At 37.7% G+C, this 25,098-nt stretch carries 27 protein-coding genes; 15 read left to right on the top strand and 12 right to left on the bottom strand.

All coding sequences use genetic code 11. The features are described from left to right. Nucleotides 1–4: 4 nt before the first annotated feature. Together ureG and FFO06_RS05095 are read left to right on the top strand one after the other, a co-directional pair. Nucleotides 5–601 carry an urease accessory protein UreG gene (gene ureG, locus FFO06_RS05100; RefSeq protein WP_137907059.1) on the top strand — a complete coding sequence of 199 codons (597 nt, stop codon included), beginning with the start codon at nucleotides 5–7 and terminating at the stop codon, nucleotides 599–601. A gap of 328 nt (nucleotides 602–929) precedes the next feature. After that, entirely contained in the window at nucleotides 930–1,493 is a 564-nt protein-coding gene (locus FFO06_RS05095) for a sporulation/spore germination protein (RefSeq protein WP_137907058.1), read from the top strand. 376 nt (nucleotides 1,494–1,869) lie between these two features. Here the strand turns inward: FFO06_RS05095 and FFO06_RS05090 are convergent, their stop codons facing one another. From FFO06_RS05090 to FFO06_RS05080, 3 genes are all read right to left on the bottom strand, one after another. Beyond that, nucleotides 1,870–2,283 carry a hypothetical protein gene (locus tag FFO06_RS05090; RefSeq protein WP_137907057.1) on the bottom strand — a complete coding sequence of 138 codons (414 nt, stop codon included), beginning with the start codon at nucleotides 2,281–2,283 and terminating at the stop codon, nucleotides 1,870–1,872. 65 nt (nucleotides 2,284–2,348) lie between these two features. Then, nucleotides 2,349–3,395, bottom strand: a complete 1,047-nt coding sequence (locus tag FFO06_RS05085) for a hypothetical protein (RefSeq protein WP_137907056.1) — start codon at nucleotides 3,393–3,395, stop codon at nucleotides 2,349–2,351. 101 nt (nucleotides 3,396–3,496) lie between these two features. After that, nucleotides 3,497–3,685: a hypothetical protein gene (locus tag FFO06_RS05080; RefSeq protein ID WP_137907055.1), complete on the bottom strand. Its 189-nt coding sequence runs from the start codon at nucleotides 3,683–3,685 to the stop codon at nucleotides 3,497–3,499. Between the two features lie 414 nt (nucleotides 3,686–4,099). On the opposite strand from FFO06_RS05080, the gene FFO06_RS05075 reads away from it, so the two are divergent. Continuing rightward, nucleotides 4,100–5,368, top strand: coding sequence for an NACHT domain-containing protein (locus tag FFO06_RS05075; protein WP_137907054.1), 1,269 nt, complete (start codon nucleotides 4,100–4,102; stop codon nucleotides 5,366–5,368). A gap of 553 nt (nucleotides 5,369–5,921) precedes the next feature. On the opposite strand, the gene FFO06_RS05070 is transcribed toward FFO06_RS05075, so the two are convergent. Beyond that, nucleotides 5,922–6,152: a type II toxin-antitoxin system HicA family toxin gene (locus tag FFO06_RS05070; protein ID WP_027403881.1), complete on the bottom strand. Its 231-nt coding sequence runs from the start codon at nucleotides 6,150–6,152 to the stop codon at nucleotides 5,922–5,924. Beyond that, nucleotides 6,149–6,388 (bottom strand): type II toxin-antitoxin system HicB family antitoxin, encoded by a 240-nt coding sequence (locus FFO06_RS05065; RefSeq protein WP_137907053.1) that lies wholly within the window; start codon nucleotides 6,386–6,388, stop codon nucleotides 6,149–6,151. Before FFO06_RS05065 ends, FFO06_RS05070 begins: the two co-directional genes overlap by 4 nt. 153 nt (nucleotides 6,389–6,541) lie before the next feature. Here FFO06_RS05065 and FFO06_RS05060 point away from each other — a divergent pair, with 153 nt between their 5' ends. From FFO06_RS05060 to FFO06_RS05055, 3 genes are all read left to right on the top strand, one after another. Beyond that, entirely contained in the window at nucleotides 6,542–6,820 is a 279-nt protein-coding gene (locus tag FFO06_RS05060) for a DUF4351 domain-containing protein (RefSeq protein WP_306420179.1), read from the top strand. Between the two features lie 207 nt (nucleotides 6,821–7,027). Continuing rightward, nucleotides 7,028–7,150, top strand: coding sequence for a DUF8629 family protein (locus FFO06_RS22685; RefSeq protein WP_035368162.1), 123 nt, complete (start codon nucleotides 7,028–7,030; stop codon nucleotides 7,148–7,150). Between the two features lie 98 nt (nucleotides 7,151–7,248). Continuing rightward, nucleotides 7,249–8,907, top strand: coding sequence for an MBL fold metallo-hydrolase (locus FFO06_RS05055; protein ID WP_137907051.1), 1,659 nt, complete (start codon nucleotides 7,249–7,251; stop codon nucleotides 8,905–8,907). A gap of 17 nt (nucleotides 8,908–8,924) precedes the next feature. On the opposite strand, the gene FFO06_RS05050 is transcribed toward FFO06_RS05055, so the two are convergent. The 6 genes from FFO06_RS05050 to FFO06_RS05025 all read right to left on the bottom strand — a co-directional run bounded on the left by FFO06_RS05050 (nucleotide 8,925) and on the right by FFO06_RS05025 (nucleotide 15,166). Next, the gene (locus FFO06_RS05050) at nucleotides 8,925–9,236 is read right to left on the bottom strand and encodes a DUF6679 family protein (protein WP_028084636.1); all 312 of its coding nucleotides are present in this window, start codon (nucleotides 9,234–9,236) and stop codon (nucleotides 8,925–8,927) included. A 379-nt stretch (nucleotides 9,237–9,615) separates the two neighbouring features. Further along, on the bottom strand, nucleotides 9,616–10,404 hold the full coding sequence (locus FFO06_RS05045; protein WP_137907050.1) for a Nif3-like dinuclear metal center hexameric protein: 789 nt from the start codon (nucleotides 10,402–10,404) through the stop codon (nucleotides 9,616–9,618). Nucleotides 10,405–10,443: 39 nt separating this feature from the next. Continuing rightward, a complete protein-coding gene (gene arsB / locus FFO06_RS05040; RefSeq protein WP_306420178.1) occupies nucleotides 10,444–11,520 on the bottom strand; it encodes an ACR3 family arsenite efflux transporter in 1,077 nt (358 codons plus the stop codon). Nucleotides 11,521–11,746: 226 nt separating this feature from the next. Then, on the bottom strand, nucleotides 11,747–13,009 hold the full coding sequence (gene arsJ, locus FFO06_RS05035; RefSeq protein ID WP_137907049.1) for an organoarsenical effux MFS transporter ArsJ: 1,263 nt from the start codon (nucleotides 13,007–13,009) through the stop codon (nucleotides 11,747–11,749). A gap of 96 nt (nucleotides 13,010–13,105) precedes the next feature. Further along, nucleotides 13,106–14,116, bottom strand: coding sequence for an ArsJ-associated glyceraldehyde-3-phosphate dehydrogenase (locus tag FFO06_RS05030; protein WP_137907048.1), 1,011 nt, complete (start codon nucleotides 14,114–14,116; stop codon nucleotides 13,106–13,108). A 15-nt stretch (nucleotides 14,117–14,131) separates the two neighbouring features. Next, complete coding sequence (locus tag FFO06_RS05025) at nucleotides 14,132–15,166, bottom strand: PstS family phosphate ABC transporter substrate-binding protein (protein ID WP_137907047.1); 1,035 nt, start codon at nucleotides 15,164–15,166, stop codon at nucleotides 14,132–14,134. A gap of 272 nt (nucleotides 15,167–15,438) precedes the next feature. Between FFO06_RS05025 and FFO06_RS05020 the strand changes: the two genes are divergently transcribed. Continuing rightward, a complete protein-coding gene (locus FFO06_RS05020; protein WP_236097070.1) occupies nucleotides 15,439–16,869 on the top strand; it encodes a slr1306 family protein in 1,431 nt (476 codons plus the stop codon). Nucleotides 16,870–16,986: 117 nt separating this feature from the next. Continuing rightward, nucleotides 16,987–18,504: a serine/threonine-protein kinase gene (locus FFO06_RS05015; RefSeq protein WP_137907046.1), complete on the top strand. Its 1,518-nt coding sequence runs from the start codon at nucleotides 16,987–16,989 to the stop codon at nucleotides 18,502–18,504. 313 nt (nucleotides 18,505–18,817) lie between these two features. On the opposite strand, the gene FFO06_RS05010 is transcribed toward FFO06_RS05015, so the two are convergent. Next, the gene (locus tag FFO06_RS05010; protein ID WP_137907135.1) at nucleotides 18,818–19,453 is read right to left on the bottom strand and encodes a Uma2 family endonuclease; all 636 of its coding nucleotides are present in this window, start codon (nucleotides 19,451–19,453) and stop codon (nucleotides 18,818–18,820) included. Between the two features lie 143 nt (nucleotides 19,454–19,596). Between FFO06_RS05010 and FFO06_RS05005 the strand changes: the two genes are divergently transcribed. From FFO06_RS05005 to FFO06_RS04975, 7 genes are all read left to right on the top strand, one after another. Beyond that, nucleotides 19,597–21,063, top strand: a complete 1,467-nt coding sequence (locus tag FFO06_RS05005) for a serine/threonine-protein kinase (protein WP_137907045.1) — start codon at nucleotides 19,597–19,599, stop codon at nucleotides 21,061–21,063. Nucleotides 21,064–21,475: 412 nt separating this feature from the next. Continuing rightward, the gene (locus tag FFO06_RS05000) at nucleotides 21,476–21,892 is read left to right on the top strand and encodes a XisH family protein (protein WP_137907044.1); all 417 of its coding nucleotides are present in this window, start codon (nucleotides 21,476–21,478) and stop codon (nucleotides 21,890–21,892) included. Next, nucleotides 21,880–22,215 carry a XisI protein gene (locus tag FFO06_RS04995; RefSeq protein ID WP_137907043.1) on the top strand — a complete coding sequence of 112 codons (336 nt, stop codon included), beginning with the start codon at nucleotides 21,880–21,882 and terminating at the stop codon, nucleotides 22,213–22,215. Before FFO06_RS05000 ends, FFO06_RS04995 begins: the two co-directional genes overlap by 13 nt. Before the next feature lie 92 nt (nucleotides 22,216–22,307). Beyond that, a complete protein-coding gene (locus FFO06_RS04990) occupies nucleotides 22,308–23,702 on the top strand; it encodes a serine/threonine-protein kinase (RefSeq protein WP_137907042.1) in 1,395 nt (464 codons plus the stop codon). Between the two features lie 464 nt (nucleotides 23,703–24,166). Continuing rightward, entirely contained in the window at nucleotides 24,167–24,415 is a 249-nt protein-coding gene (locus FFO06_RS04985) for a DUF2281 domain-containing protein (RefSeq protein WP_137907041.1), read from the top strand. 1 nt (nucleotide 24,416) lies between these two features. Further along, entirely contained in the window at nucleotides 24,417–24,809 is a 393-nt protein-coding gene (locus tag FFO06_RS04980) for a type II toxin-antitoxin system VapC family toxin (protein ID WP_137907040.1), read from the top strand. Between the two features lie 33 nt (nucleotides 24,810–24,842). Next, nucleotides 24,843–25,004 carry a YgiT-type zinc finger protein gene (locus FFO06_RS04975; RefSeq protein WP_137907039.1) on the top strand — a complete coding sequence of 54 codons (162 nt, stop codon included), beginning with the start codon at nucleotides 24,843–24,845 and terminating at the stop codon, nucleotides 25,002–25,004. The last annotated feature ends 94 nt before the right edge of the window (nucleotides 25,005–25,098 follow it).

Raw genomic sequence — 25,098 nt, 5'->3', positions numbered from 1 at the left:
AACTATGACTGCTTTGAGAATAGGGGTTGCAGGTCCAGTCGGTTCAGGAAAAACAGCTTTAGTAGATGCTTTATGTAAGAATTTACGGGAAAAATATCAGTTAGCAGTAGTGACAAATGATATCTATACTCAAGAAGATGCTCAATTTTTAGTTCGTTCTCAAGCTTTAGAAAGCGATCGCATTTTAGGAGTAGAAACGGGAGGTTGTCCCCATACTGCTATCCGTGAAGATGCTTCTATGAATTTAGCCGCAATTGAACAATTAGAAGAGAAATTTACCAATTTAGATTTAGTCTTTTTAGAGAGTGGTGGAGATAATTTAGCTGCTACTTTTAGTCCTGAATTAGTGGATTTAACCATTTATGTCATTGATGTGGCTGCTGGTGATAAAATCCCCCGTAAAGGTGGTCCAGGTATCACTAAATCTGATTTATTAGTGATTAATAAAACCGATCTTGCTCCCTATGTGGGTGCTGATTTGAATGTGATGGAAAGAGATGCAAAAAAAATGCGTGGTGATAAGCCTTTTGTTTTTACAAACCTGAAAACTCAAGTTGGTTTAGGAGATGTAATTCAGTTTGTGAATGCAGCTATTTGTTAATTGTCTGGTAGCGTAGCCATATCAGGATTTATAAAAGGTAATACCATTTAAAAAAATCTGTGCTATGTTTGTATGGCATTATAAAAATGCTATTAATTTTTAATTTCCTGATCATACACAATCAACCGATTCAAGGATAAACTAAAAATATGGTAAATAATATCTCATTCATGGTTATGAGTAAAAATATTGATATAATCAAAGATACAAGAGTAAATTGTTACTCTGTGATGACAAGATAGTTATCAAGGTAGTTATCATTGATATTAAGGTTTTTTCTTTCCTTCCCCTGATAAATTTTCTTGTAAAAATCAAACTGAATTACTATATGTATAATTACAAACAAACCATTTTATCATTATTTCTAGTAGTGTTCTGCACTGTTATTAGCAGTTGTGATACTAACAATACCGCTAATAACCCAACTCCAGAAACCACACCCAATAACAAAATTAACCCCATTCCTGAAAAAGAACCACAAAAGTCTCCTATTCCCGCAATTGAGCCATTTTCCACCAATTCCCATAGTAAAGCTATCTCCGGGAAAACTACCAACGTTACCCTATACATAAGTGATGATCAATGTCAAGAGTTAATTGCTAAAAAAGCCGAGGTTTCCGCAGTAGAACCTATGAATGAGTCCATAGGTAAAATATTCAAAGAACAAAATACAGCAGATTTTAGCGTATCTGGTTATCGTGTAAATGTGAAAAATGGTGTTGCTACTGTTGATATTCGAGTATCACCAGAATCAAAAAGACAATTATCGTCCCTTTCTAGTTGTGAACAGTTTGCATTGTTTAGTAGTGTTCGCAAAACCTTAATTAGTAATTCTGAGTGGAAAATTAAAGATGTCCGCTTTACCGAGCGTGGAGAAGATATTACCCTCTAAGGAACGTGAATTTATTAACTTACAATTCTTGGTAACGACTGTCTAACCCAAGGACAGATTACATCCATCAAGAGTTGCACCTTATTTATACTCAAAACGGTTGGAACCTGGACTTGTGTAAAATCACGAAAAACCTAGATTTGTAGGGGTTTAGCACTGCTAAACCCCTATCCGCTTAAATCAAATAATTAAGCCGTGTTGAGTATAATCCTCATTCCTACTGGAACAGGGGTAAGTGATACAGCAATTCCCGGTGTTATGAGGTACATATCTAGCGGGCAAGATGCCCGCACCACAAGAGTTTCATGATTCAACTTTGTACCTCATCAGAGCGGAAAACACTGTAAATAGAGTGATAAAGTGAACACCCCTATGACTACTTATTAAATTTGTTATCGAGCAATATGGCAGTAAGCTGTTGCGAGTAAAGTCTTGATGAATCGTCATTGCCCCTTGATCGTGCATCGTCTGCAAGCTCTATAATTTGATTTATTGCCTCTTTCCGCCCACACATGAATCGTTCATGCTCTTGTTCATTTCTAAGTCGATCTTTTTCAATTTCAGCGAGACGAATATCTCGATCAGAAGATATCTTTGCGCGCTGTGTTTCATTCTCCTCTACTACACGAACCATCTCCGACTGAGCAGAGATAAATGCTTTAGTACAATCCACGAAGAACGATTGCATCCTCAAGCTATTTAAAAACTCTACATCGAATAGGTCTGCTAGGCGTGGCGCAATTGCTTCTACTATTGGCTTGATAATAAGTGAATTTTCAGGCGTTCCCATAGTTACGTTCCTTTTTATGTTATGTACTGATCAAAATCTCAATTTGGTAAGCTGAATCAAACAATTTAGCGTCTATACTGTTCAAATAGTGTTACCGCATCAGAGCATAGCTCTCCATTCTCATTTAATACTGTTGCTCTCGATAATACAGCAGCTAAACAGCAAGCAGAATTCAAAAGCATTCTCAATAGCTGAACATCCCTAAAATCGTCTTTCGGATCTCCAATGTTGAAATACTTATGAGCAAAATCCTGAATCGTAAACAGGAGATCGTTGAGAAACTTTAATACTATATTGCCCTTCAAAGTGTTAGTAGCTCTATTCCTGCGATGCTCAGGTAAGGCATTAAAGTCTACTAAATTTGCTTTAAGCAACTCTGTCATCGAACCTACACCATTATTTAACTCTAATAATCGCGCTTCTACGAGAGATAACTGATCCCGAAAGCAATCAATACGTGCTATTTCAACATCAATATTGGCTTCGTATTCTAAGGCTTCCGTAAGAATGCTTTCGGAATCAGCAGAAAACTTAGTAGCCATGATTGCCAGCGCTGGCGGTAGTATAGCCCCAAAAGCACTACCCACAGCAAGACCTGAAGTAGATGCAGCGAAGAGCTTGATAGTAGTTGCTTTTGTGCCGTATAAAGCAAAGGATTTCAAAATACGTTGAATTCCCATCCTGGAGATTCCTTGCAGTAGGCTAGATGCTGAGAGATTAATTGCCGCTTTTGTTACCGCCCCTGCTTCACTGTATACAATTTTACCAGAGTCTACAGAGCGCATCTCATAATTAACCTCTTGATCAAATGAAAGAGTGAAAGACTGAAGAATTTTTGGGGACTCTAATAATGCGTAAACTTTATTGATCGTACTGACTGCGTGCAGTTGAGTCTTTCCATACTGTTCAGCCAGTAATCCAAGCTGCTGCACATCCCATTTTAGTTGTAAACAAACATTATTGTATTTTTCTTCAGCAGTTTTGCCTATGGACTGTGCCTTGCTTAAATTAGATAGTGCAACTCCTGTGTGACTAACAGCCTTGCCGATACAAGCTCCAGTCACTAATGAAACAGCTATTTGACCCAGAATCATTAAAATCAGGAATGGCATAATTTATCAGCTGATATTTTAAGCAGTTACTATCCCCCCTTGGGGGGCTAGGGGGGAACGGCCATTTTTGCCAAAGAGGATTTTTAATACATCCTCTTACGTTAGTTTGCGGCTGATGGTCTCACCAGTTCAATAGCAGCCTGAACAACTACTCCGGTGACACAACCTAAAAGCGGAGTAACTGGGGCAACAAGTAACCCTGATATGGCGCCTGTAACGCAAGCAGTAGCGATATTCTGAGATGCTGTCTGCGCTTGACTAGGGCTAGACTGTTCATTGCTTGATTCCATAGATCAACCTTCTTCTAAATTTAATTGGAGACTGTGTAATGGTGTCAGCTTTATATTGCCACGAAATTATCTACGTGACAATTCGTTTGTTCTATCTGAAACGTTCGTATTTATAAAATGCGTATAATCGTTGTCCAGCAAGCATTCCAAAAATAAAATTCGTTTTTTTGTATCTCAAACGTTCGTTTTTTGTACCTATAATTAGATATTGAGTATAAACTTTATTCAGTAAGGATTTCAAAAATAAGGTGCGTTTGCCTTGCACATTTATTTATATAAATGTGTCCTGTATGCGTATACAAAATTTAATAATTATCTTTTTAAAATTAAGCCGAAATTTCCCTTAAATTTAGTTTTTGTGCAAAAATATGTTTCAATAAATATTGAACTCAGTATTCATCCTGGTACTACTGAATGAAAAGGAAAACAAATAGTTACTATTTTGACAAAGACAGTAGAGATAAAATAATACAAGCAATGAAGAATCTAAAGGATGAAGGAATAACGAAAGAACAATTCCTCATTAAATATCTATCAGGTTCTCCCTCGCTTTCAAGAACTACTTTTTACAGAGTAACGTCTGACCAAACTGTATCTATGGCAACAATAAAAGCAGTAGAGTATGCTTTAAATAAATCTAAATATCTAAAAGATGGAGAAAAGCTGGGATACATACATGAGTCTGAAAGGAAAGCGGAACAAGAGAATAAAAATTGCAAAGTCAACAATACTATTAATGAAGATAATCAAGACCTTTTAACTACAAGCGAACCGAGTAACTCACAATCTTTAGTCTCAACTGTCAACTTTAATGGTCGAAATGATCATGAAAGCGATGATTTGTGTGCTACAACCCAAAAAATTCAAAAAACCATAGAACAGAGAATTAAGGAGAAATGCGGCAAAATAAGAATTCTGAAAATGCGAGAACCAATATCAACTTTAGAACTCTATGTAAACATTGATATTTACATTGATATTTGTAGCCAACAAAATAAACAAAGACTGCATCTAGATAATATTTTCACCAAAGAGCTTGTTAAGATTGATAATGAGAATCAACCACACAGCCAAAGACTCATAGTTATTGGCAGCACAGGTAGTGGTAAAACAATGCTACTTCGGAGGTTAGCTCTGAGTTGTTTTCAAGAAAACAGCTTTTTAAAGGAGAAAAAACATTTTCCAATTTATATCCGCTTCAGGGAATACACAGAGAACAAAGAAAAAATTCAGGATCTTGAGCAGTACATTGTTAGTGAGTATAATATTGATATTTCGGACATTAACTTATTATCGAAGACAGGTCAGTTACTCATACTCCTTGATGGATTTGACTCAATAGAGTCAGATCATAAAAAATTTGTTCATGATCAGATAAATAGATTTATTGATAGATTTCCAAATAATGATTATATCATTGCTTGCAGAACTGAAGACCTTATTTTTGAAAGGTTGGAAAAAGTTGAGTTAAGTCCTCTAGATTATCAGCAAATTCGTACTCTTGTAGAGAATAGAATAAAAGTAAATTCTCCCGACCTATCTGAAGATCAGAAAAATGAACTACTATCACAAATACAGAATGACCTAGGGTTGTTGTTAATTGCTAAAAATCCACTTTTGCTGGTCTTAATTTGCCTGATTTGTGCAGAACGTGGAATTGAAGGAGTAAAGAAACAGAAGTAGAAAGTTATTTATGAAGCCATTTTTGTCCTTTTAGAAGGATGGGATAGAGAACAAGGAATAACTTATGAAACGCAAACAAACTTTAGTAAAACAGATAAAGCTAAGTTTCTATCATTTGTTGCATTTCGTTTAACTCAACTGGGAAGAGACTGCTTGGATCAGCAAATACTCGAAGAGTATATATCAGAGTATATTGAAAATATGCTCTCTACTCACCCCAGCTTGAACCTCCAAAAGCTATATAATGTGCAAGATATTCTTACTTCATTGGAATCTGAAAACACGCTCTTCATTAAGAGAAGCGACTGGAGATACGAATTTCCTAACCAGATATTTAAAGATTTTTTCACAATGTTTTTCATTAGAAGAGAATTTAAATCTCTGGACAGATTTAAGTCACAAGATATTTTTCGCCAACATCGTACCAAATGGGAGAGATTTTTGAAAGTGGCTGAGAGTGCATATCCTATAATTTTTGACGAGGAAGTTAATTAATATTAAGAATGATCGCTGATCGAGATTTGCTGTGAAATAAAATCTAAGAAGATATATCTTATTTTCCTAACAAGTTAAAGAATGTTTCTTTATCAATACCAACATCTTGAATCATTCCTGTTAAAGTACCTTGTTTAATATCTTTTCCTGAATGAATAGGAATAACAACTCTACGCCCATCATTATGCTTGTAAATGGCGTGACTCCCTTTTTGGCGATCAAAATAAAAACCTAATTTTTCAACAACTTTAATAAAGTCTTTAGCTTTGACGCTGGGAAAAATACTCATACTAAAACACTTAATGGCTTAACAATATAATCTTCTTTAGGGATAGGTTGATGATCAGCCATTAGACTTTCAAGATATAATTCTACAGCTTCTGTTATATTGGCGATCGCTTCTTCAAAAGTATCTCCTTGGGAATGACAACCCTTAAGAAGAGGACAAAAAGCGTGATAACCTCCGTCTTCTTCCCTTTCGAGAATGACGGTGTAATTGTAAACTTTTTTATCGTTGTTATTCATATACCGTAAGTTTCTCACCAAAATCTATTTCATTATAAACTGTTTTGATAAATTCGCTAAAGGTTGCAGATTTTAGTGTATCTGGTTATCGTGTAAATGTAAAAAATAATGATGTATAGATTTGAAAAACTCAGTTTAAGGGAGGTTCAAGCAATGCTAGGAATTTCATTAGAAAAAAGTCGCGCTTACCAGGAAATTAAACAAGAGGCACGGGAAGAAGGAAGACAAGAAGGAAGACAAGAAGGACTACAACAAGCAACTTTAAATTTAGTAATTCGACTGTTAACTAAACGGTTTGGAGAATTACCAGCAGATGCACATGATTCCATTTCTGTTTTACCATTACCTGTACTAGTAAGTCTCAGCGAGGCATTATTGGATTTTACCAGTCTCCATGATTTGCAGGTTTGGTTAGATCAGGTAAAGCAGTAAAGTATTTCTGATGGCAATTTTTCGGTTATGGTAGGGGTTTAGCAATGCTGAACCCTCATAAAAATGACCACAATCACAATATAGCACCCTGTGTATTTAGGTATCTTCAGAATAAACTCAGCATGGTAAAGATTTTCTGCTGATTTTACCCAAAAGCAAAAACACTCTATTAAGATATAAAGGTCTTGAGTCAACGGTCAAAAATCTATGGATGTCAAGCTGATTTTAGTGGTTTTAACTGTTATATTTACGGTTTCGTGCTTATTCTTTGGTACGAAAAATGGCTTCTATGATTCCAAAAACTATCACGGTAATGGTTCTGCACATTAACAGGAGTAATAATTTACGTTTCCAACTTTCACAACTCTACTGAAGAATATTGCTAACAGCCAATTTTCTCAGCTATTAGTTTGATTGAGGGGAGGATCATGATCAATAATATATCAATTGATGCTGAAGAAACCGCCAATGAGTTAGAATGTTTACCCTACAGCGTTCAGCATCAAAATGAAGGGGTGTGTCTACTAGTCAGAATGGGTCCCCACCGAATTCTGCTGGATTTTGGCCTGGCAAATATTTTACCTGTAACTAAGGACTTGACTAAATCACCACAATGTGCTATTCCATCTACACCAGCGGATTTAGTGATAGTTAGTCATGCTCATCCAGATCATGCTAGAGGTTTATTTGCGCTACATCAAGCTTTCCCAGCGTTACCTATATATGCTAGTGAGGTGACAACGAAGTTATTACCACTAAATTGGAAAGAAGCAGAACTAGGGAACATTCCCTCATTTTGTCAAGCCTTACCATTGCGATCGCCTATAGAAATTAAAGCAGGTTTAATAGTAGAATTATTCCCCGCAGGACATTTACCCGGCGCTGTGGCTATTCTCTTAACCTACCACACCCCCAACAGAGATTATAAATTACTTTATACTGGTGATTTTTTCCTCTCTAATTCCCGATTAGTCGAAGGATTGCGACTCGATGAATTACGAGGTTTAAATTTAGACGTGCTGTTAATTGAAGGTAGTTATGGCACATCTCGTCATCCCCATCGTCGTCACCAAGAAAATCAACTAGCAGAAAGGATTCATCGCGCTATCAGTTCCAGCGGACTAGGGGAGAACTCTTCAGTAATTTTACCAACCCCAGTATTAGGTTTAGGTCAAGAATTACTCATGTTGTTACGTTCCCATCATCACTTTACAGGTAGAGATTTAGACATTTGGGTAGATGGTGAGGTAGGGACTGGTTGCGATGCTTATTTAGAAATTTTAACCCATCTTCCCGCTTCAGTACAAAACTTTGCGCGTCATCAACCTTTATTTTGGGATGAACGGGTAAAACCCCGTGTCAGAAGATTAAAGCCGGAAAATTTAGCAACTTTAGGTACATCTCCCTGTATTGTTATTACAGATTATTCGGCAGATTTACGTAAGTATGCCCAACCAAACAGCGGTAATTGGCTGATTCTTGTCCCGGAAAAGACTAATCTGCTTAATCAGCAATATTTAGCACCAACAAAAATTGAAACCTACCTGTTAGCGCAACATAGTGATGGACCTGGAACAACCCAGCTAATTCATAATTTACGACCTCAGCACGTTATTTTTGTGCATGGTTCTCCTAGTTACCTAGCGGACTTAACTTGTTTAGAAGAATTACAAAACCGCTATCATGTTCATTCACCCGCCGCCGGAACTTTGGTAGAATTACCGATTGGAGAGACGTTTTTACAACCAGATGCTCCAGAAACTAATTATGGGGGGGAATTGACGGAACTGGGAACTGTGATTACTATTACGCTTCCAGATACCTTAACAACCGATCCTCGCTGGCGACAATTTGCTGATACGGGTTTAATAGCAGCCCGTTGGCAAGGTGAAGATTTGGTATTACGGGGGTTATCCCCACGAGAATTATTAAACTCAAATAGCCTTCGTCCTCATGCTGGTGATGTTGACTGCTGCGGTAATTGCATACACCAAAGGGGACAACGGTGTTGGAATTCCGCCGCCCCCTTATATAATTTCAAAGTTACCCTTGACGGATACTGTCCTGCTTTTGAACGCTTGACGTGAATTTAATTTAGAAGCGTTTAATCTGGATTTAGGTCAGTATAAGGGTTATGAATGCGCTCGGCTTCTGGACAGTCATCAGTTGTCAGCGGTTCTATATTACCGCGTTGTACTGAAGATAATTTTTGAGTGACAGATCCGATGCTTTCGAGACGAACCATTTCCTCCCAAGAACAAACTTCATCTTCCTCGTCTGTTTCATAGCGTAAAGTCACTAAATCACCCTCGATATCAATAATGCGGGCCCGCTCTATCCAGCGCTGTTGATCCCGCAAAAAAACACATACCTCCCGCCCGTCGCAACACAGTTGATAAATCTTGCGGTGTAGCATGTAGTGCTTCTGCCTTTTTATACAACGTAGTTAAACCTGTCAGATTTGGGTTTGATGCCGGGAATATCAACCTTTAACAGGTGAAGTTCACGGTCAGAAACCAGGAAACCAGTAAGTTTAGTGACTCAATTTTACCACTTATTTTTAGTCATTAGTGCTAGATGAAAGTTTGGGTCTTAATTTTCAGTTTACCGCATTAGTAGAACGGTTGTACAAACTGTCAACACAGATATTTTTCCTTGACTTGATGTTTCCAGCGAGAAGGTTAGCTATTCCCGACAAAAACATTATTTTTACCCATGATAACATTATTTCCTATTTCTTGGCAGAATTTTAACATTATTTGCGATCTGGTGTGTATAATTTACATTGGTCTAATTTAGGCTAAAAACTGCCGGAAATCTTCATCTTGCTCGCTCAATTGCACCCAATCTAAGTTAAGGGCTTGAAATTTCTCGACTAGGCGATGGCAGGCGGGACGTTCTGTGGCATAATGGCCAGCATCAATTAAAATTATACCCAGATCACGGCTTTCTTGGAATTGATGAAATTTACAATCAGAAGTTAAGTAAACTTGGGCATTAGTTTTGACCACTGCTGAAATAAAGCCCGCCCCAGAACCCCCTAAAACCGCTACACGAGAAATTTTCTGTTTTAAATCCGCTGTGGGTGAAAAAATCAAATGGGGTGAATTTAGTTGGATTTGAATATGATGAAGTAACTCTTGTAATGTTAACGTAGATTCTAGCATTCCTACACGCCCATAACCTAAACCCGATTGAGTAGGGATAATGGGTGATACTTGTTGAAGTTGGAGAATTTGCGCTAAAACATCAGCAGTTCCATCTGCTACTTGGTCAAAATTAGTATGCGCGGTGTAAATACCAATATTGTGGGTAAAAGCTAACCGCATGATTTCCGTTAAAGCTTCCCCAGTGCGGAAAGATTTGGGGGGATGAAAAATCAGGGGATGATGGGCGAAAATAAGATTAGCATGGAGAGCGATCGCTTCTTGGATAACTGCTAAAGTTGGAGTTAGACAGACTAAAACCCGTGCTTCTTGGTCTAAAATACCGGGTTCAACTTGCCAACCGCAATTATCCCAACTTTCGCACCAAGAAGGATTTGCCCATGTTTCAAACCAGATAATTAAATCAGCAACTTTCATTAAATTCAAATAAATCAATAGTAGATTAAACGTATTTAATTATAATCCCATTGGGGAAGATAACCTAAAAAACTGCTTTTTGATCCAGAAAGATACACTGACTAAACTAATTAAGACTGGAACTTCTACCAAAGGTCCAATTACAGCAGCAAAAGCCACACCAGATTTAATTCCAAATACAGAAATAGCCACAGCTATCGCTAATTCAAAATTATTACCAGCAGCGGTAAATGCCACACTAGCAGCTTTTGCATAGTCGGCTTTAATTTTCCATGCCAGATAAAAACTACTCAAAAACATGAATAGGAAATAGATAATCAAGGGAATGGCAATGCGGACAACATCTAGAGGAATCTGCACAATTAAATTACCCTTTAAACTAAACATTACCACAATGGTAAATAAGAGAGCAATTAGAGTAATGGGACTAATTTTGGGAATAAACTGATGATGATACCACTGCTTACCTTTAGCTTTTACTAAAATACAGCGAGTCGTAAATCCAGCTAAGAAAGGAATGCCTAAATAGATAAAAACGCTGTTGGCAATTTCTCCAATACTGATATTTATAATACTTCCTTGTAAGCCAAATAAAGGCGGTAAAATAGAAAGAAAAAACCAGGCATAAAGGCTGTAAAATAAAACTTGAAAAATACTGTTAAAAGCAACAAGTGCGGCCGTATATTCAGTATCTCCTTTAGCTAAATCACTCCAGACAATTACCATAGCAATACAAGGGGATAATCCAATTAGGATTAAACCAGTCATATATTCAGGTTGATCGCGTAGGAAAAGAATAGCAAGTATAAACATCACCATTGGGGCAATTATCCAAGTTAGGGATAATGATAGTCCGAGAATTTTCCTATTACGAAATACATCACCTAACTCTTCATATTTTACCTTTGCCAATGGGGGGTACATCATTAAAATTAAACCAATGGCAATCGGGATGTTAGTTGTTCCCAGTTGGAAATGATTGATAAAAACTTCTATAGTGGGGAAAAAATATCCTAAACCAACTCCAATAACCATTGCCAGAAATATCCACAATGTCAAAAAGCGATCAAGAAAAGAAAGGCGTTTGATGGTGTCTTTTTTAATTATATATTCCACTTAATTTACCTGTATAATTTTAGTTTTATATCTCCGACTTATTGGAGAATTTGGGGATCTTATTGTGATGATAAAATGCGTATTTATTGTAAATTAATATTTAGGCAAGAGGCAAAAACTGTCACCAAATTGCCCATTACCAAATTTAAAGTCAAATAAATTTTGGAGTCATCCAACTAGGGTAGGATATACCTGTTTCCATAGCATATCTTTATGCTGAGAAATATCAGTCTCCATCTCCAGCTTTCCAAGCTATAGCTTTACTGGGTTGAGGATTAGGTAACTTCAGAGAAACTAAACCTGCTGCTAATACGAAAAACATTGATGTCCATAGACAACCAACCAGTCCAAATATTTGATAAACCAAACCTGATAACACAGTACCCACAAGACGACCACCGGAGTTTGCCATATAGTAAAAACCGACATTTAAAGCAACTTTATCATCATCAGTAAATGCCAAAACTAGATAGGAGTGAACAGCAGAATTAAAAGCAAATACCACACCAAAAACCAGAAGTCCAGCAATAATAACCAGATTAGCAGGTAAACCTAATTGTAATGCCAGAGCGATCGCACCGGGAACAGCGGTTAATGTAAATGTCCAAAATCGAATAGTTTGAGATTGGGGTGGACGGCCAGAACCAAAACGCTGCATGAGTGTTGGTGCTAAAAACTGAATCATGCCATAACCAATCACCCAACAAGCCAAAAATCCTCCTACCTGATAAAACGACCAGCCTAAAGTCCCCCGTAAAAAAACTGGTAAAGCCACAACAAACCATACATCTCTAGACCCAAACAAAAAGAATCGTGCAGCCGAGAGAATATTGATTTCCGGGCTTTTAGAAAAAAGTTGACTAAATTTGACCTTTTTCTTGATTTTGCCCATGGCTTTAGGCAACATTAACCCAGAAAACATAATTACAGCCAGTCCCCCAGCCATAATCCACAGAGAACTAATAAAGCCAACTGAACTCAGCAGGGCGCTACCAAGAAAGAATCCCACTCCTTTTAAAGCATTTTTAGAACCCGTTAGTACAGCCACCCATTTAAACAAAGATGATTGGGCTTCTTGAGGCACAACCAAGCGAATAGCACTTTTAGAACTCATTTTCGTTAAGTCCTTAGCAATTCCCGAAAATGCCTGTGCTACCATCACATAGAGAACCGCGAACCACTGCACCCAAGCTGGATTGAGAAAAGACAGCATCATCAAAGAAAACACCTGTAACCCAATACCAGTGTAAAGAGTCACCTTTAAACCAAACTGAGAACCAATCCAACCGCCGAGAAAGTTTGTAACAACTCCAAATACCTCATAGAACAGGAATAAAAAAGCAATTTGGATGGGTGTATAACCGATTTGATTAAAATAGAGTAACACCAACATTCGCAAAGCCCCATCGGTCAAAGTGAAGCCCCAATATGCCAGTGTTACCAGAATGTAATTCTTGAAATTAGAATTAGAAGCTGTAGTAGAAGCCATGATTAAAAATTCAAAGTTGTCAATATAGTACGAGTTAAAAGTTAGAGAAATGGGGTAAATTAAATACCCCAAAATCTTGACAAAAAACCATTATTACTACAAACTTAAAGCCACCTTTCGTGCTAATTCCATCATGCGGTTAACATAACCCCATTCATTGTCATACCAAGCCAATATCTTGACTTGAGTTTCATTGACAACCATTGTCGACAGGGCATCAATAATCGCAGAACGAGGATCATCTTTATAATCAATAGACACTAAAGGACGTTCTTCATAACCCAAAATTCCTATTAATGGTTCTTGGGTTGATGCAGTTTTTAATAAACTATTAACTTCCGCAACTGTGGTAGGACGAACTACTTCAAATACACAATCTGTGAGGGAAGCATTTAACAAAGGCACACGCACAGCTAAACCATTTAATTTACCATTCAATTCTGGATAAATTAAACCAATAGCTGTAGCTGAACCGGTGCTAGTGGGAATTAATGACATACTTGTAGCCCTAGCCCGACGCAAATCTTTATGAGGTGCATCTACAATAGTTTGGGTATTAGTATTATCGTGAATTGTGGTAATTACTCCATGTTTAATTCCCAAGCCTTCATGAATTACTTTTACTACTGGGGCTAAACAATTAGTAGTACAAGAAGCTGCTGTTAATAAATGATGTTTTTCAGGTTCATAAAGATGATCATTCACTCCCATGACAATATTTAAAGCCTCTTCTTTAACAGGTGCAGCGACAATTACTTTTTGCACACCTCTTTGAAAATAAGGGTCAAGGGTAGCAGGTGTTCTAAACTTACCAGAACATTCTAAAACTATATCAACAACAAGGTCTTCCCAAGGAACTTCACCCGGTTGGGAATGTTCAGTAAAACGTAGGTATTTACCATCAATAATAACCTGGTTTTCTCCAGATTCTACTTCTGGTGTCCAACGCCCATGTACAGAGTCAAATTTGAGTAAATGTGCTGCTGCTTTTGTTCCACCTTTGGTTTCATTAATGTGGACAAATTCTATTTCTGGCCAATTCCAAGCAGCACGAACGGATAACCTTCCCATGCGCCCAAATCCATTAATTCCTACTCTAATTGTCATGATTTTTATTAATCCTTAAAATTGCTTTTGTTTGCGTAATAATTCCCCAAGGGTGAGGTTAAATTCTGACTTACCACCAAATACTGTTCCGACTTTACCTTTGTACAAGTGAACATAATCAAGTTTGTAAGCTTCCTCTGATAAAGGAACATAGCCCACAGAATTAGCTATTTTTGCAGCGTTTTTAATGTAGAAATCGGCAAATTTATAAACCACAGTTTTGTTTTTACTAGACCAAAGATTCACATATATAAATAAAGGTCGAGAAAGTGGTTGATATTTAGCTTTTTCTACTGTTTCTGGTGATGGTAAAATAGCACCTTTGCCACTATTAACTGCTACGACTTTTAACTTATCTTTGTTTTCTGCATAGTAAGCATAACCAAAGTACCCTAAAGCTTCAGGTTCTTTACTGATACCTGCCACTAAAACTTCATCATCTTCAGTAGCTATGTAATCTTTGCGACTGGATCTGGCTTTACCAACAATTGCTGCGGTAAAATAGTCAAAAGTCCCAGACTTATCACCAGCGCCGTATAATTTGATTGGACGGTCTGGCCAAGAAGCGCGTACTTGATTCCATTTTGTAATTTTTCCTTCAGCGCTGGGTTCCCAGATTTTTTTTAATTCGGCTATTGTGATATCTTTTGCCCAGGTGTTCTGGGGGTTAACAGCGATAGTTAAGGCATCAAAAGCTATGGGTAATTCCATGTAGCTTACGCCATTTTTTTTACAAGCTGCCATCTCCGACTGGTTAATTGGCCGCGAAGCATTATTGATATCTATTTTTCCTTGACAAAATTTTTCAAAACCACCGCTAGTACCGGAAATACTTACTTTAACCTGACTATTGTTTTCGGAATTAGCCTGATATGCTTTGACTACAGCCTGGGTAATAGGATATACTGTACTAGAACCATCTACTTTGATAGCCGCCTTCTCGGTGGAGTTAGGCTGAATATTATCGGTAGAATTAGACGTAGTTGTACAACTAGTTGTCAATATTAGCATTCCCAGAGCTAGGACTAATTTTTTTGCTGTTTTCTTCACTGATTTAACCTGTATAATTAGTGAGTAGATTATTAAGCCTGTTTGCTTCTCATTTCAAAAAAAATTGATATGTCAAGGTTTACTCTACCATGAAGATGTAAAAATTCATCAAAAAAAATTGATATACTGTTTATAAGCATCAGAAAGAATGTTTTTAACCCGTTGCTAGTTTCTAGGACAAAAAGACGTTTGTTCACCAACGGCAATCCGAGTGGTAGATTTTGAACTAAAGTGAAGTAGAAGCCTTTTCCTGGCGTGGAGAATCACAAATTGTGAAGTTACAGCGACCAATATTAGTGGGAGGACTAGGACTATCGTTCTCCCTGTGGATGTTAGACAGTTGGCATGATTCAATAGTTCAAGTAGGAGAGTTGGGAATTTTGACTGCTTTGGCTGTTGGTGGGGGTTTATGGTTATTGCGGAAAAATCAGCCCCCATTAGGTGAACAGCCTTGGGATATACTTGTAGATCCCAGGGCTGTAGTCAAGGCGATCGCCCAAACAAATGTAATAATTAATCAAATTGCTCAAGAATCAGCTGATCATCCTTCTTTAGCAATTCTCCGCGAAAATCTCGCTAAATTGCCTTTAGAATTGGCAAGAAAGGAAATTACCGTGGCGGTTACTGGCGGCAAATACGTAGGTAAAAGTACGATTATCAAAGTTCTGAAAAATACCTCAATTTCCACAGGAATGTCTTTACATTTTACGGAAACAGTGGCTTTATTTTCGGCACTTGGTGAAAATTCTGATGTCGTTACTTTATCAGAAATTCAGAAATCTGATGTTGTCTTATTTCTGACTAATGGTGATCTGACCGATTCAGAATTTCAGGTTTGGGAACAATTAAAAACCGCAAAACAGCCCATATTGCTGGTTTTCAACAAACAAGATCAATATCAACCTTCAGAACGCGCTACAGTTTTACAATCATTAAAACAGCGCCTGGGTGTAAATGTAGTTGGGACTGCGGCCTGTCCGGTAGCTGTGAAAGTGCGAAAACATCAAGAAGATGGTTCTTTCCAGGAATGGATAGAACAACCAACCCCAGATATCCAGCAGTTAACACAACAGTTAGAACTGATTGGACAACAAGGGGAGCAACTAGTTTGTAATACCACACATCGTCAAGTATTATTGCTGAAGAGTCAAGCTAAAAATTGTTTAAATGTTCTGAGACGCGATCGCTCCGTACCGATTATAGAACAATACCAATGGATTGCAGCGGCAGCGAACTTTGCTAACCCTGTCCCAGGGTTGGATCTTCTCGCCACTGCGGCCATTAATGCTCAAATGGTGATAGACCTGGGTAATATTTATCAGCAGAAAATTTCCTGGGAACAAGGACAACAAATAGCCAGAACCATGGGAAGTTTAATGTTGAAATTAGGTTTGGTGGAACTTTCAACTAAAGCTGTAACGGGTATTCTAAAAACTAATGTTGCTACATTTGTCGCTGGGGGAATGGTAGAGGGAGTTAGTGCTGCTTACCTAACCAGAGTAGCAGGATTAAGTTTAATAGAATATTTCCAAGAGCAAGAAATTGCTTTAGAATCGGGAGATGCCTTAAATCTGGAGAAATTACGTCAAGTTTTACCAACAGTATTCCAACAAAACCAGAAAATGGCTATTTTGGAAGCCTTTGTCAAGCAAGGTGTGAAACGCTTATTACCGGAAGTAAAACCAGCGGAAGTTGTAGTTTAACCTTTCATATCCCGGACTTCTTAAAGAATTCCGGGATCTGGGTCATGATATAATCATCAGCATAAATGATGAGAATATACTTAAATTAATCTCTGCTGTATCTACCACCACCCAGCTATGAACCAGATATGCTGTCTCAACCCGGAGTGTCATAACCCACCCCTTCCTGAACAGACCAAATTTTGTACCAACTGCGGAGTTCCCTTAGTAGTGTTGAGAAACCGCTATCAACCAGTTAAACCCTTGGGTGGTGGAGGATTTGCTAAAACTTATTTAGCGGTAGATATTGACAAATTAAACGAAAAGTGCGTAGTTAAACAACTGGCACCCCAAACCCAGGGAACAGCGGGACTAAAAAAAGCTACAGAATTATTTTTACAAGAAGCACAGCAATTACAACAACTCGGTGAACATCCCCAAATTCCCGCCTTACTAGCCTATTTTACAGAAAATAGTCGCCTGTATTTGGTACAACAATTTATTGATGGTGAGAATTTACTCACAGAATTAGAAAATCAGGGAATATTCAACGAGTCAAAAATCCGCACTTTATTACAGGATTTATTGCCAGTTCTCACAGTATTTCATAACCAAGGTATTATTCACCGGGATATTAAACCAGAAAATATCATGAGTCGTCGCAGTGATGGCAAATTTATATTAATTGATTTTGGCGCATCCAAGCAATTACAGGGAACGGTGAAAACAGGCACATCAATTGGTACTTTTGGATACGCGCCTTTAGAGCAGATGCAGGGTGGTAAAGTATATCCTGCTAGTGATTTGTATAGTATTGGTGTAACTTGTTTTCATTTGTTAACAGGAGTTCACCCTTGGCAACTTTGGCAGGAAGATGGTTATAAATGGGTAAAAGAATGGCGTAATCATTTACAATCACCCCTGAGTTCAGAATTAGGGCAAATTTTAGATCAGCTATTACAAAAAGAAGCTCAACAGCGTTATCAGTCTGCTGAAAAAGTTTTACAGGATCTAAACCCCCTCCCCGCAAGGGAAGTAAGAACCCCACCCCCTAACCCCCTCCCCGCAAGGGAAGTAAGAACCCCACCCCCTAACCCCCTCCCCGCAAGCAAGGAGGGGGAACTAAAATCATCCTGTGGAATGGACTACAGGAAACTGCGTGACTACCTCGCACAAGGAAAATGGAAAGAAGCAGACAAGGAAACAGCACGGGTAATGTTAGCAGTTGCGAAGCGGGAAAAGGAAGGTTGGTTAGATGATAAAAGTATTGATAATTTTCCCTGTGCAGACCTCCGTACCATTGACCAGTTGTGGGTAAAATACAGTGGTGGTAAATTTGGGTTTTCAGTGCAGAAACGAATTTATCAAAGTTTCGGTGGAACGAGAAAATATAATTTGGAAATATGGGAGAAGTTCGGGGACAAGGTAGGATGGAGAAAGGGAGGCTACTGGTTGTACTACAAAGATATTACTTATGACAAGAAAGCACCAGAAGGCCACCTCCCGGTGAGACCTGGTAAGGCGCGGAACGTGGGTTGGTTGTGGGGGGTGGGGTGGGAGGTCGTGCTGTCTTCTCTTTGCGGGTCTGGTGCTGTCTTCTCTCGCGTTGAGACTTGTAAGTTGAGATGGTTACTATTACGAATTATAAACAGGTAATTTTCCACAAAGTCTTGCCGGTTCTGGGTTTTCGATACCTGGTACTTGAGAATAGTCAAAAAATCAGAAAAGATGTAGTACAGTTTGTGGGGTGCATTAGGAGCGCGAAAAGATGAGAAAATATACAAATAAATTAACTACGCGACGTAACGCACCATTAATATTGTCACAAATCAGGATACCCCAGGATTTCAGGATTTACAGGATTTTATTTTGTGGTTAAAGTTACCCGATTTCTCAGATAATTAATGTTAGTAAATGATAAGATTAATAAAACAAGTCGGAGATCTGAATCTCTCAATTGTTAGAATCATTATCCAATATTTACCCAACTTCTAAAAGCCTTTAATGTCGCATTTCTGCCTATAGTTCGACTTTTTTCTAAATATTGAGGAATAACTGCAATTAAAGGTAAATTAGGAAAATTTAAACTAGATTTAGATTCCACATAAACACCATCTTGTAAAATATTAATTTGCAAAATTCCGTTTTCAAACCGCCATACTTCAGGAACTTTTAAACCTTGATATATATTCAAATGGGTACGGGAAGTAATATCAATTTCTAAAGCTAAATCTGGAGGAGGGTCAATTGTTAAATCCAATCTTTTTTTCCCCCGAATTACAGCCTCATTTTGAATATAAAAACATTGATCAGGTTCTATACCTTGTGCCATAAATTGATTTTTAAATGTCGTAGAACCAAGACTAATAAATTCAACATCTAACTGTTCTAACAATGCTTTGACTAAATCACTAATAATTTCTTTATCAAATTCATGTTCTGGTAAAGGACTCATAATTTCTAATATTCCCCTATCATAAGCAATTCGCGCAGCCCGATGTTCTCCCAATTCTTCAATAATTGTTTCTAATTCTTTCCAAGTCACATTTTCTAATATAACCCTTTGTCCTGGTGGTACATGAATGCGCTTTAATTCTAACAACATCATTGCCACTCCTTATAATTTGAATTTTTTAACATTATAACATCCGATATCCCCAACTTCTTGAAGATGTCGGGGATCTAACCAACGCCATGATATTATTACCACGATATAATTGAATTAATCTTCACCATATCTACAAGGGTATGATTATTTGGCAACCAGGGCAACAAATTAATAACGGTAGATTTATCATTCAAGGTAAACCCTTGGGTAGTGGTGGTTTTGGGACTACTTATAAAGCCTTAGAACCCAGCACGGGTAAATTATACGCCATTAAAACCCTCAATCAGCAAATGCAATTGCGAGAGGACTTTGCAGAACAACAGGTTAAGTTTATTAACGAAGCCTTGACAATTAAAGGTTTTGATCATCAGCATATTCTCAAAGTCCATGAAGTCATTCAATCAGGTGAGCTTTTTGGCGTAGTGATGGAATATATTGATGGAGTAACTTTATTTCAATATATTAGACAAAAGGATATTAGACAAAAGGGACAACTTACCGAAAGCGAAGCACTATTATATATAGATCAAATTGGTCAGGCTTTAGAATATGTTCACGCTAAAGGTAGTTTACACCGGGACATTAAACCTGCAAATATTCTCTTACGCCAAAATAAACAAGAAGCGGTTTTAATTGATTTTGGTTTAACTCGCAGTATTGCTACTAAAAGCATGACAGCTTCTTTAACAGAAGGTTATGCACCTATTGAACAATATCGTCGCAAAGGGAGTTTTGGACCCCATACCGATGTTTATGCTTTAGCTGCTACTTTATATTATCTGCTCACGGCTGACGGACTCAACCAAGAGGGTGAATTTAGTCCCGTACCCGCACAAAACCGGAAATATGATGATGAACCTTTACCAGCGCCAAGACATTATAATTCTCGCATTAGTCAAAGGGTGAATGATGCTATTTTAGCCGGGATGGAAATAGAACCGGAAAAGCGGACTCCGACAGTGTTGGAGTTTCGGGAAAATTTGGGTTTGGTAAGAACCCCACCCCCTCACCCCCTCCCCGCAAGGGAAGTAAGAACCCCACCCCCTCACCCCCTCCCCGCAAGCGAGGAGGGGGGACTAAAATCATCCTGTGGAATGGACTACAGCAAACTGCGTGACTACCTCGCACAAGGGAAATGGAAAGAAGCAAACGAGGAAACAAAGCGGGTAATGTTAGCAGTTGCGAAACGGGAAAAAGAAGGTTGGTTAAATGAAGGAAATATTGATAATTTTCCCTGTGAAGACCTTCGTACCATTGACCAGTTGTGGGTAAAATACAGTGATGGTAAATTTGGTTTTTCTGTGCAGAAACGAATTTATCAAGGTTTTGGTGGAACGAGAGAATATAACTCAGACATCTGGGAAAAGTTTGGGGATAAGGTAGGATGGAGAAAAGGAGGGAACTGGTTGTACTACAAAGATAAGAATGAGAGATGGTTGTACTACAAAGATATTACTTTTGACAAGAAAGCACCAGAAGGCCACCTCCCAATGTTGTTTAAATGTAGGCGGGAATTGTGGGAAATGAATATTTTGTATTTGTGGGTGTGGGGATTGTATGGTGGTGGGATTGGGTTCTTCTCTCGCGTCGAGACTTGTAAACTGTAACATTTAAGGGTTACAGAAAATTATTAAGTCTGAATCAGGATAACCAGGATTAAAAGATTAACAGGATGGTAATTTATAGATGGTTTGTTTGGTGATGAAAGTTGTATTTGTCACAAATCAGGATAACCAGGATTAAAGGATTGACAGGATGGTAATTTATAGATGGTTTGTTTGGTGATGAAAATTGCATTTGTCACAAATCAGGATAACCAGGATTAAAAGATTAACAGGATGGTAATTTATAGATGGTTTAAATTATTCAAAAACAATCATTCAAAAACATCCTGAAAAATCACCAACTCCCCACCAAAAATCATCCAAAAACATCCTGTAAATCCTCAAATCCTGGACATCCTGATATGGCTAACGCCACACTTCGCTATCAGACAAATAAATTAAATCCTAAATAACTATGTCAGCAAGAGATTTATTTCATCAAGCAGTTGTCAACGCATTATTAAAAGAACAATGGTTAATTACTCATGATCCTTTAGAAATTCAGCTTGAGGAAACAAAACTTAAAATTGATTTAGGTGCAGAAAGACTAATAGCAGCAGACAAAGGAGAGGAAAAAATTGCTATAGAAATCAAGAGTTTTGCAAGCAATTCTCCCGTAAGTGATTTTCATACAGCATTAGGACAATTTCTCAATTATCAAATTATTTTAGAAGAAACTCAATCAGAACGAGAATTATATTTAGCAGTTCCCAATGATACTTATATCTCCTTCTTTCAAACTCGACTTGCTAAAATAGCAGTAGAAAAATATAACATTAAAATTATAGTATATGATCCAATAGCGGAGGTAATTGTCAAATGGCAAATTTAGAACATTATCGTCAATGTATTCAAACCATTCTCAAAGAACATGGCAAATACAAACCAAAATATGATGAAATAGATAATGAATTAATTTTTGATACAAATAATGATCATTATCAATTAATGTATGTAGGATGGAATGGATTCCAAAGAATTTATTACAGCATCATTCATTTTGACATTAAGAATAACAAAATCTGGATTCAACAAAATACCACAGAAACAGATTTAGCTCAAGAATTAGTTAATATGGGAGTACCAAAAGAGGATATTGTTTTTGGTTTACAACCACCATACAAACGTCCTTATACTGGTTATGGGGTAGCTTAATTTCTATTTCTCAAGAAGTCGGGAATCTAACCAACGCCATGATATAACTACCATGATATAATTCAATTAATCTTTACCATATCTACAAGGGTATGATTATTTGGCAACCAGGGCAACAAATTAATAACGGTAGATTTATCATTCAAGGTAAACCCTTGGGTAGTGGTGGTTTTGGAACTACCTACAAAGCCTTAGAACCTAGCACGGGTAAATTATACGCCATTAAAACCCTCAATCAGCAAATGCAATTGCAAGAGGACTTTGCAGAACAACAGGTTAAGTTTATTAACGAAGCCTTGACAATTAAAGGTTTTGATCATCAGCATATTCTCAAAGTCCATGAAGTCATTCAAGCAGGTGAGCTTTTTGGCGTGGTGATGGAATATATTGATGGAGTAACTTTATTTCAATATATTAGACAAAAGGGACAACTTACCGAAAGCGAAGCACTATTATATATAGATCAAATTGGTCAGGCTTTAGAATATATTCACGCTAAAAGCAGTTTACACCGGGACATTAAACCTGCAAATATTCTCTTACGCCAAAATAAACAAGAAGCGGTTTTAATTGATTTTGGTTTAACTCGCAGTATTGCTACTAAAAGCATGACAGCTTCTTTAACAGAAGGTTATGCACCTATTGAACAATATCGTCGCAAAGGGAGTTTTGGACCCCATACCGATGTTTATGCTTTAGCTGCTACTTTATATTATCTGCTCACGGCTGACGGACTCAACCAAGAGGGTGAATTTAGTCCCGTACCCGCACAAAACCGGAAATATGATGATGAACCTTTACCAGCGCCAAGACATTATAATTCTCGCATTAGTCAAAGGGTGAATGATGCTATTTTAGCCGGGATGGAAATAGAACCGGAAAAGCGGACTCCGACAGTGTTGGAGTTTCGGGAAAATTTGGGTTTGGTAAGAACCCCACCCCCTCACCCCCTCCCCGCAAGGGAAGTAAGAACCCCACCCCCTAACCCCCTCCCCGCAAGCGAGGAGGGGGGACTAAAATCATCCTGTGGAATGGACTACAGCAAACTGCGTGACTACCTCGCACAAGGGAAATGGAAAGAAGCAGACGAGGAAACAGCACGGGTAATGTTAGTGGTTGCGAAGCGGGAAAAAGAAGGTTGGTTAGATGATAAAAGTATTGATAATTTTCCCTGTGCAGACCTCCGCACCATTGACCAGTTGTGGGTAAAATACAGTGATGGTAAGTTTGGTTTTTCTGTGCAGAAACGAATTTATCAAGGTTTTGGTGGAACGAGAGAATATAATAGGGAAATATGGGAGAAGTTCGGGGACAAGGTAGGATGGAGAAAAGGAGGGGACTGGTTGTACTACACAGATATTACTTTTGACAAGAAAGCACCAGAAGGCCACCTCCCCCGATTTGCTGGGATTGTTATTTGGGGTTATGGTGGGGTTTTGTTTTGTGGTTCTTCTCTCGCGTCGAGACTTGTAGACTGTAACATTTAAGGGGTACAGAAAATTATTAAGTCTGAATCAGGATAGCCAGGATTAAAGGATTAACAGGATGGTAATTTATAGATGGTTTGTTTGGTGATGAAATTTGCATTTGTCTGAATCAGGATATCCAGGATTAAAGGATTAACAGGATGGTAATTTATAGATGGTTTAAATTATTCAAAAGCAATCATTCAAAAACATCCTAAAAAATCCCCAACTCCCCACCAAAAATCATCCAACAACATCCTGTACATCCTCAAATCCTGGACATCCTGATATGGCTAACGCCACGCTTCGCTATCAGACAAATTAAAATCATCAACTCCCCACCAAAAATCATCCAATCACATCCTGTAAATCCTCAAATCCTGGACATCCTGATATGGCTAACGCCACGCTTCGCTATCAGACAAATTAAAATATTAGTACATCACAGATAAAATCAATATCCCGAATAACTCAGACAAAAAATTATGACAATAGCTGACCAAATTTACGCAATTGTAAAAACCCTACCCCCAGCACAAGCTGAAGAAATTCTCAACTTTGCAGAATTTATCCGTAATAAACACCTCAACACTAATCAAAATATCAATAACTCTCAAAATCTCTCTTGGGAAGAATTAGTTTATTCACTAGCTGGAACTTGGAAAGATGATTTTCCCAGTTTAGAAGAAATTCGCAGCAGTACAGGAGAAGATGTTTTAAGGGAGAGTTTCTAAAATGTATGTTTTAGATACCAACACTTTAATTTACTATTTTAAAGGTCAGGGACAAGTTGCTGCAAATTTCGCTAAAATACCAAACCAAGAAATTTTAATTCCTACAATTGTTCTCTTTGAATTACAAGTAGGAATTGCTAAATCAAATTCACCCGCAAAACGCACCCAACAACTGCAACAACTTTTAAACCGCATTAATTTAGTTGATTTTGATAGAGATGCTGCTTTTGCTGCTGCTAAAATTCGCGCTGACTTAGAACAAAAAGGAACTCCTATAGGTCCAATGGATGTTTTAATTGCTGGAATAGCTGTCACATTACAAGCAACTCTAGTTACTCACAATGTGAATGAATTTTCCAAAGTTTCAGGAATGACAATTGTGGACTGGTATTAACTATAATCAAGTTTAAAATTAGGTAACAGAAATATGAAATGCGACATTTGTAATAGCGAAGGTGTACATATCCGCAACGTTACCAGAACTTATGGGAAAGGAGAAGAATTACTAATAATTGAAAATCTACCTATTATTAGTTGTCCTCATTGCGGTGAAAGTTACAGCACTTCCCGGTGTTATGAGGTACAGTAACAACAATTAGTGAACCAATTTTTTAAATGTTGAGGATTCATCAAATCGAGAGCAACAGAAATAACTTTATCAACTATTTCAGTGGTAGTTGGAG

Origin of the sequence: Dolichospermum planctonicum, from assembly GCF_005402965.1 — a bacterium.
Classification (GTDB): domain Bacteria; phylum Cyanobacteriota; class Cyanobacteriia; order Cyanobacteriales; family Nostocaceae; genus Dolichospermum; species Dolichospermum planctonicum.
This window is presented reverse-complemented; position numbering and strand designations above follow the sequence as displayed.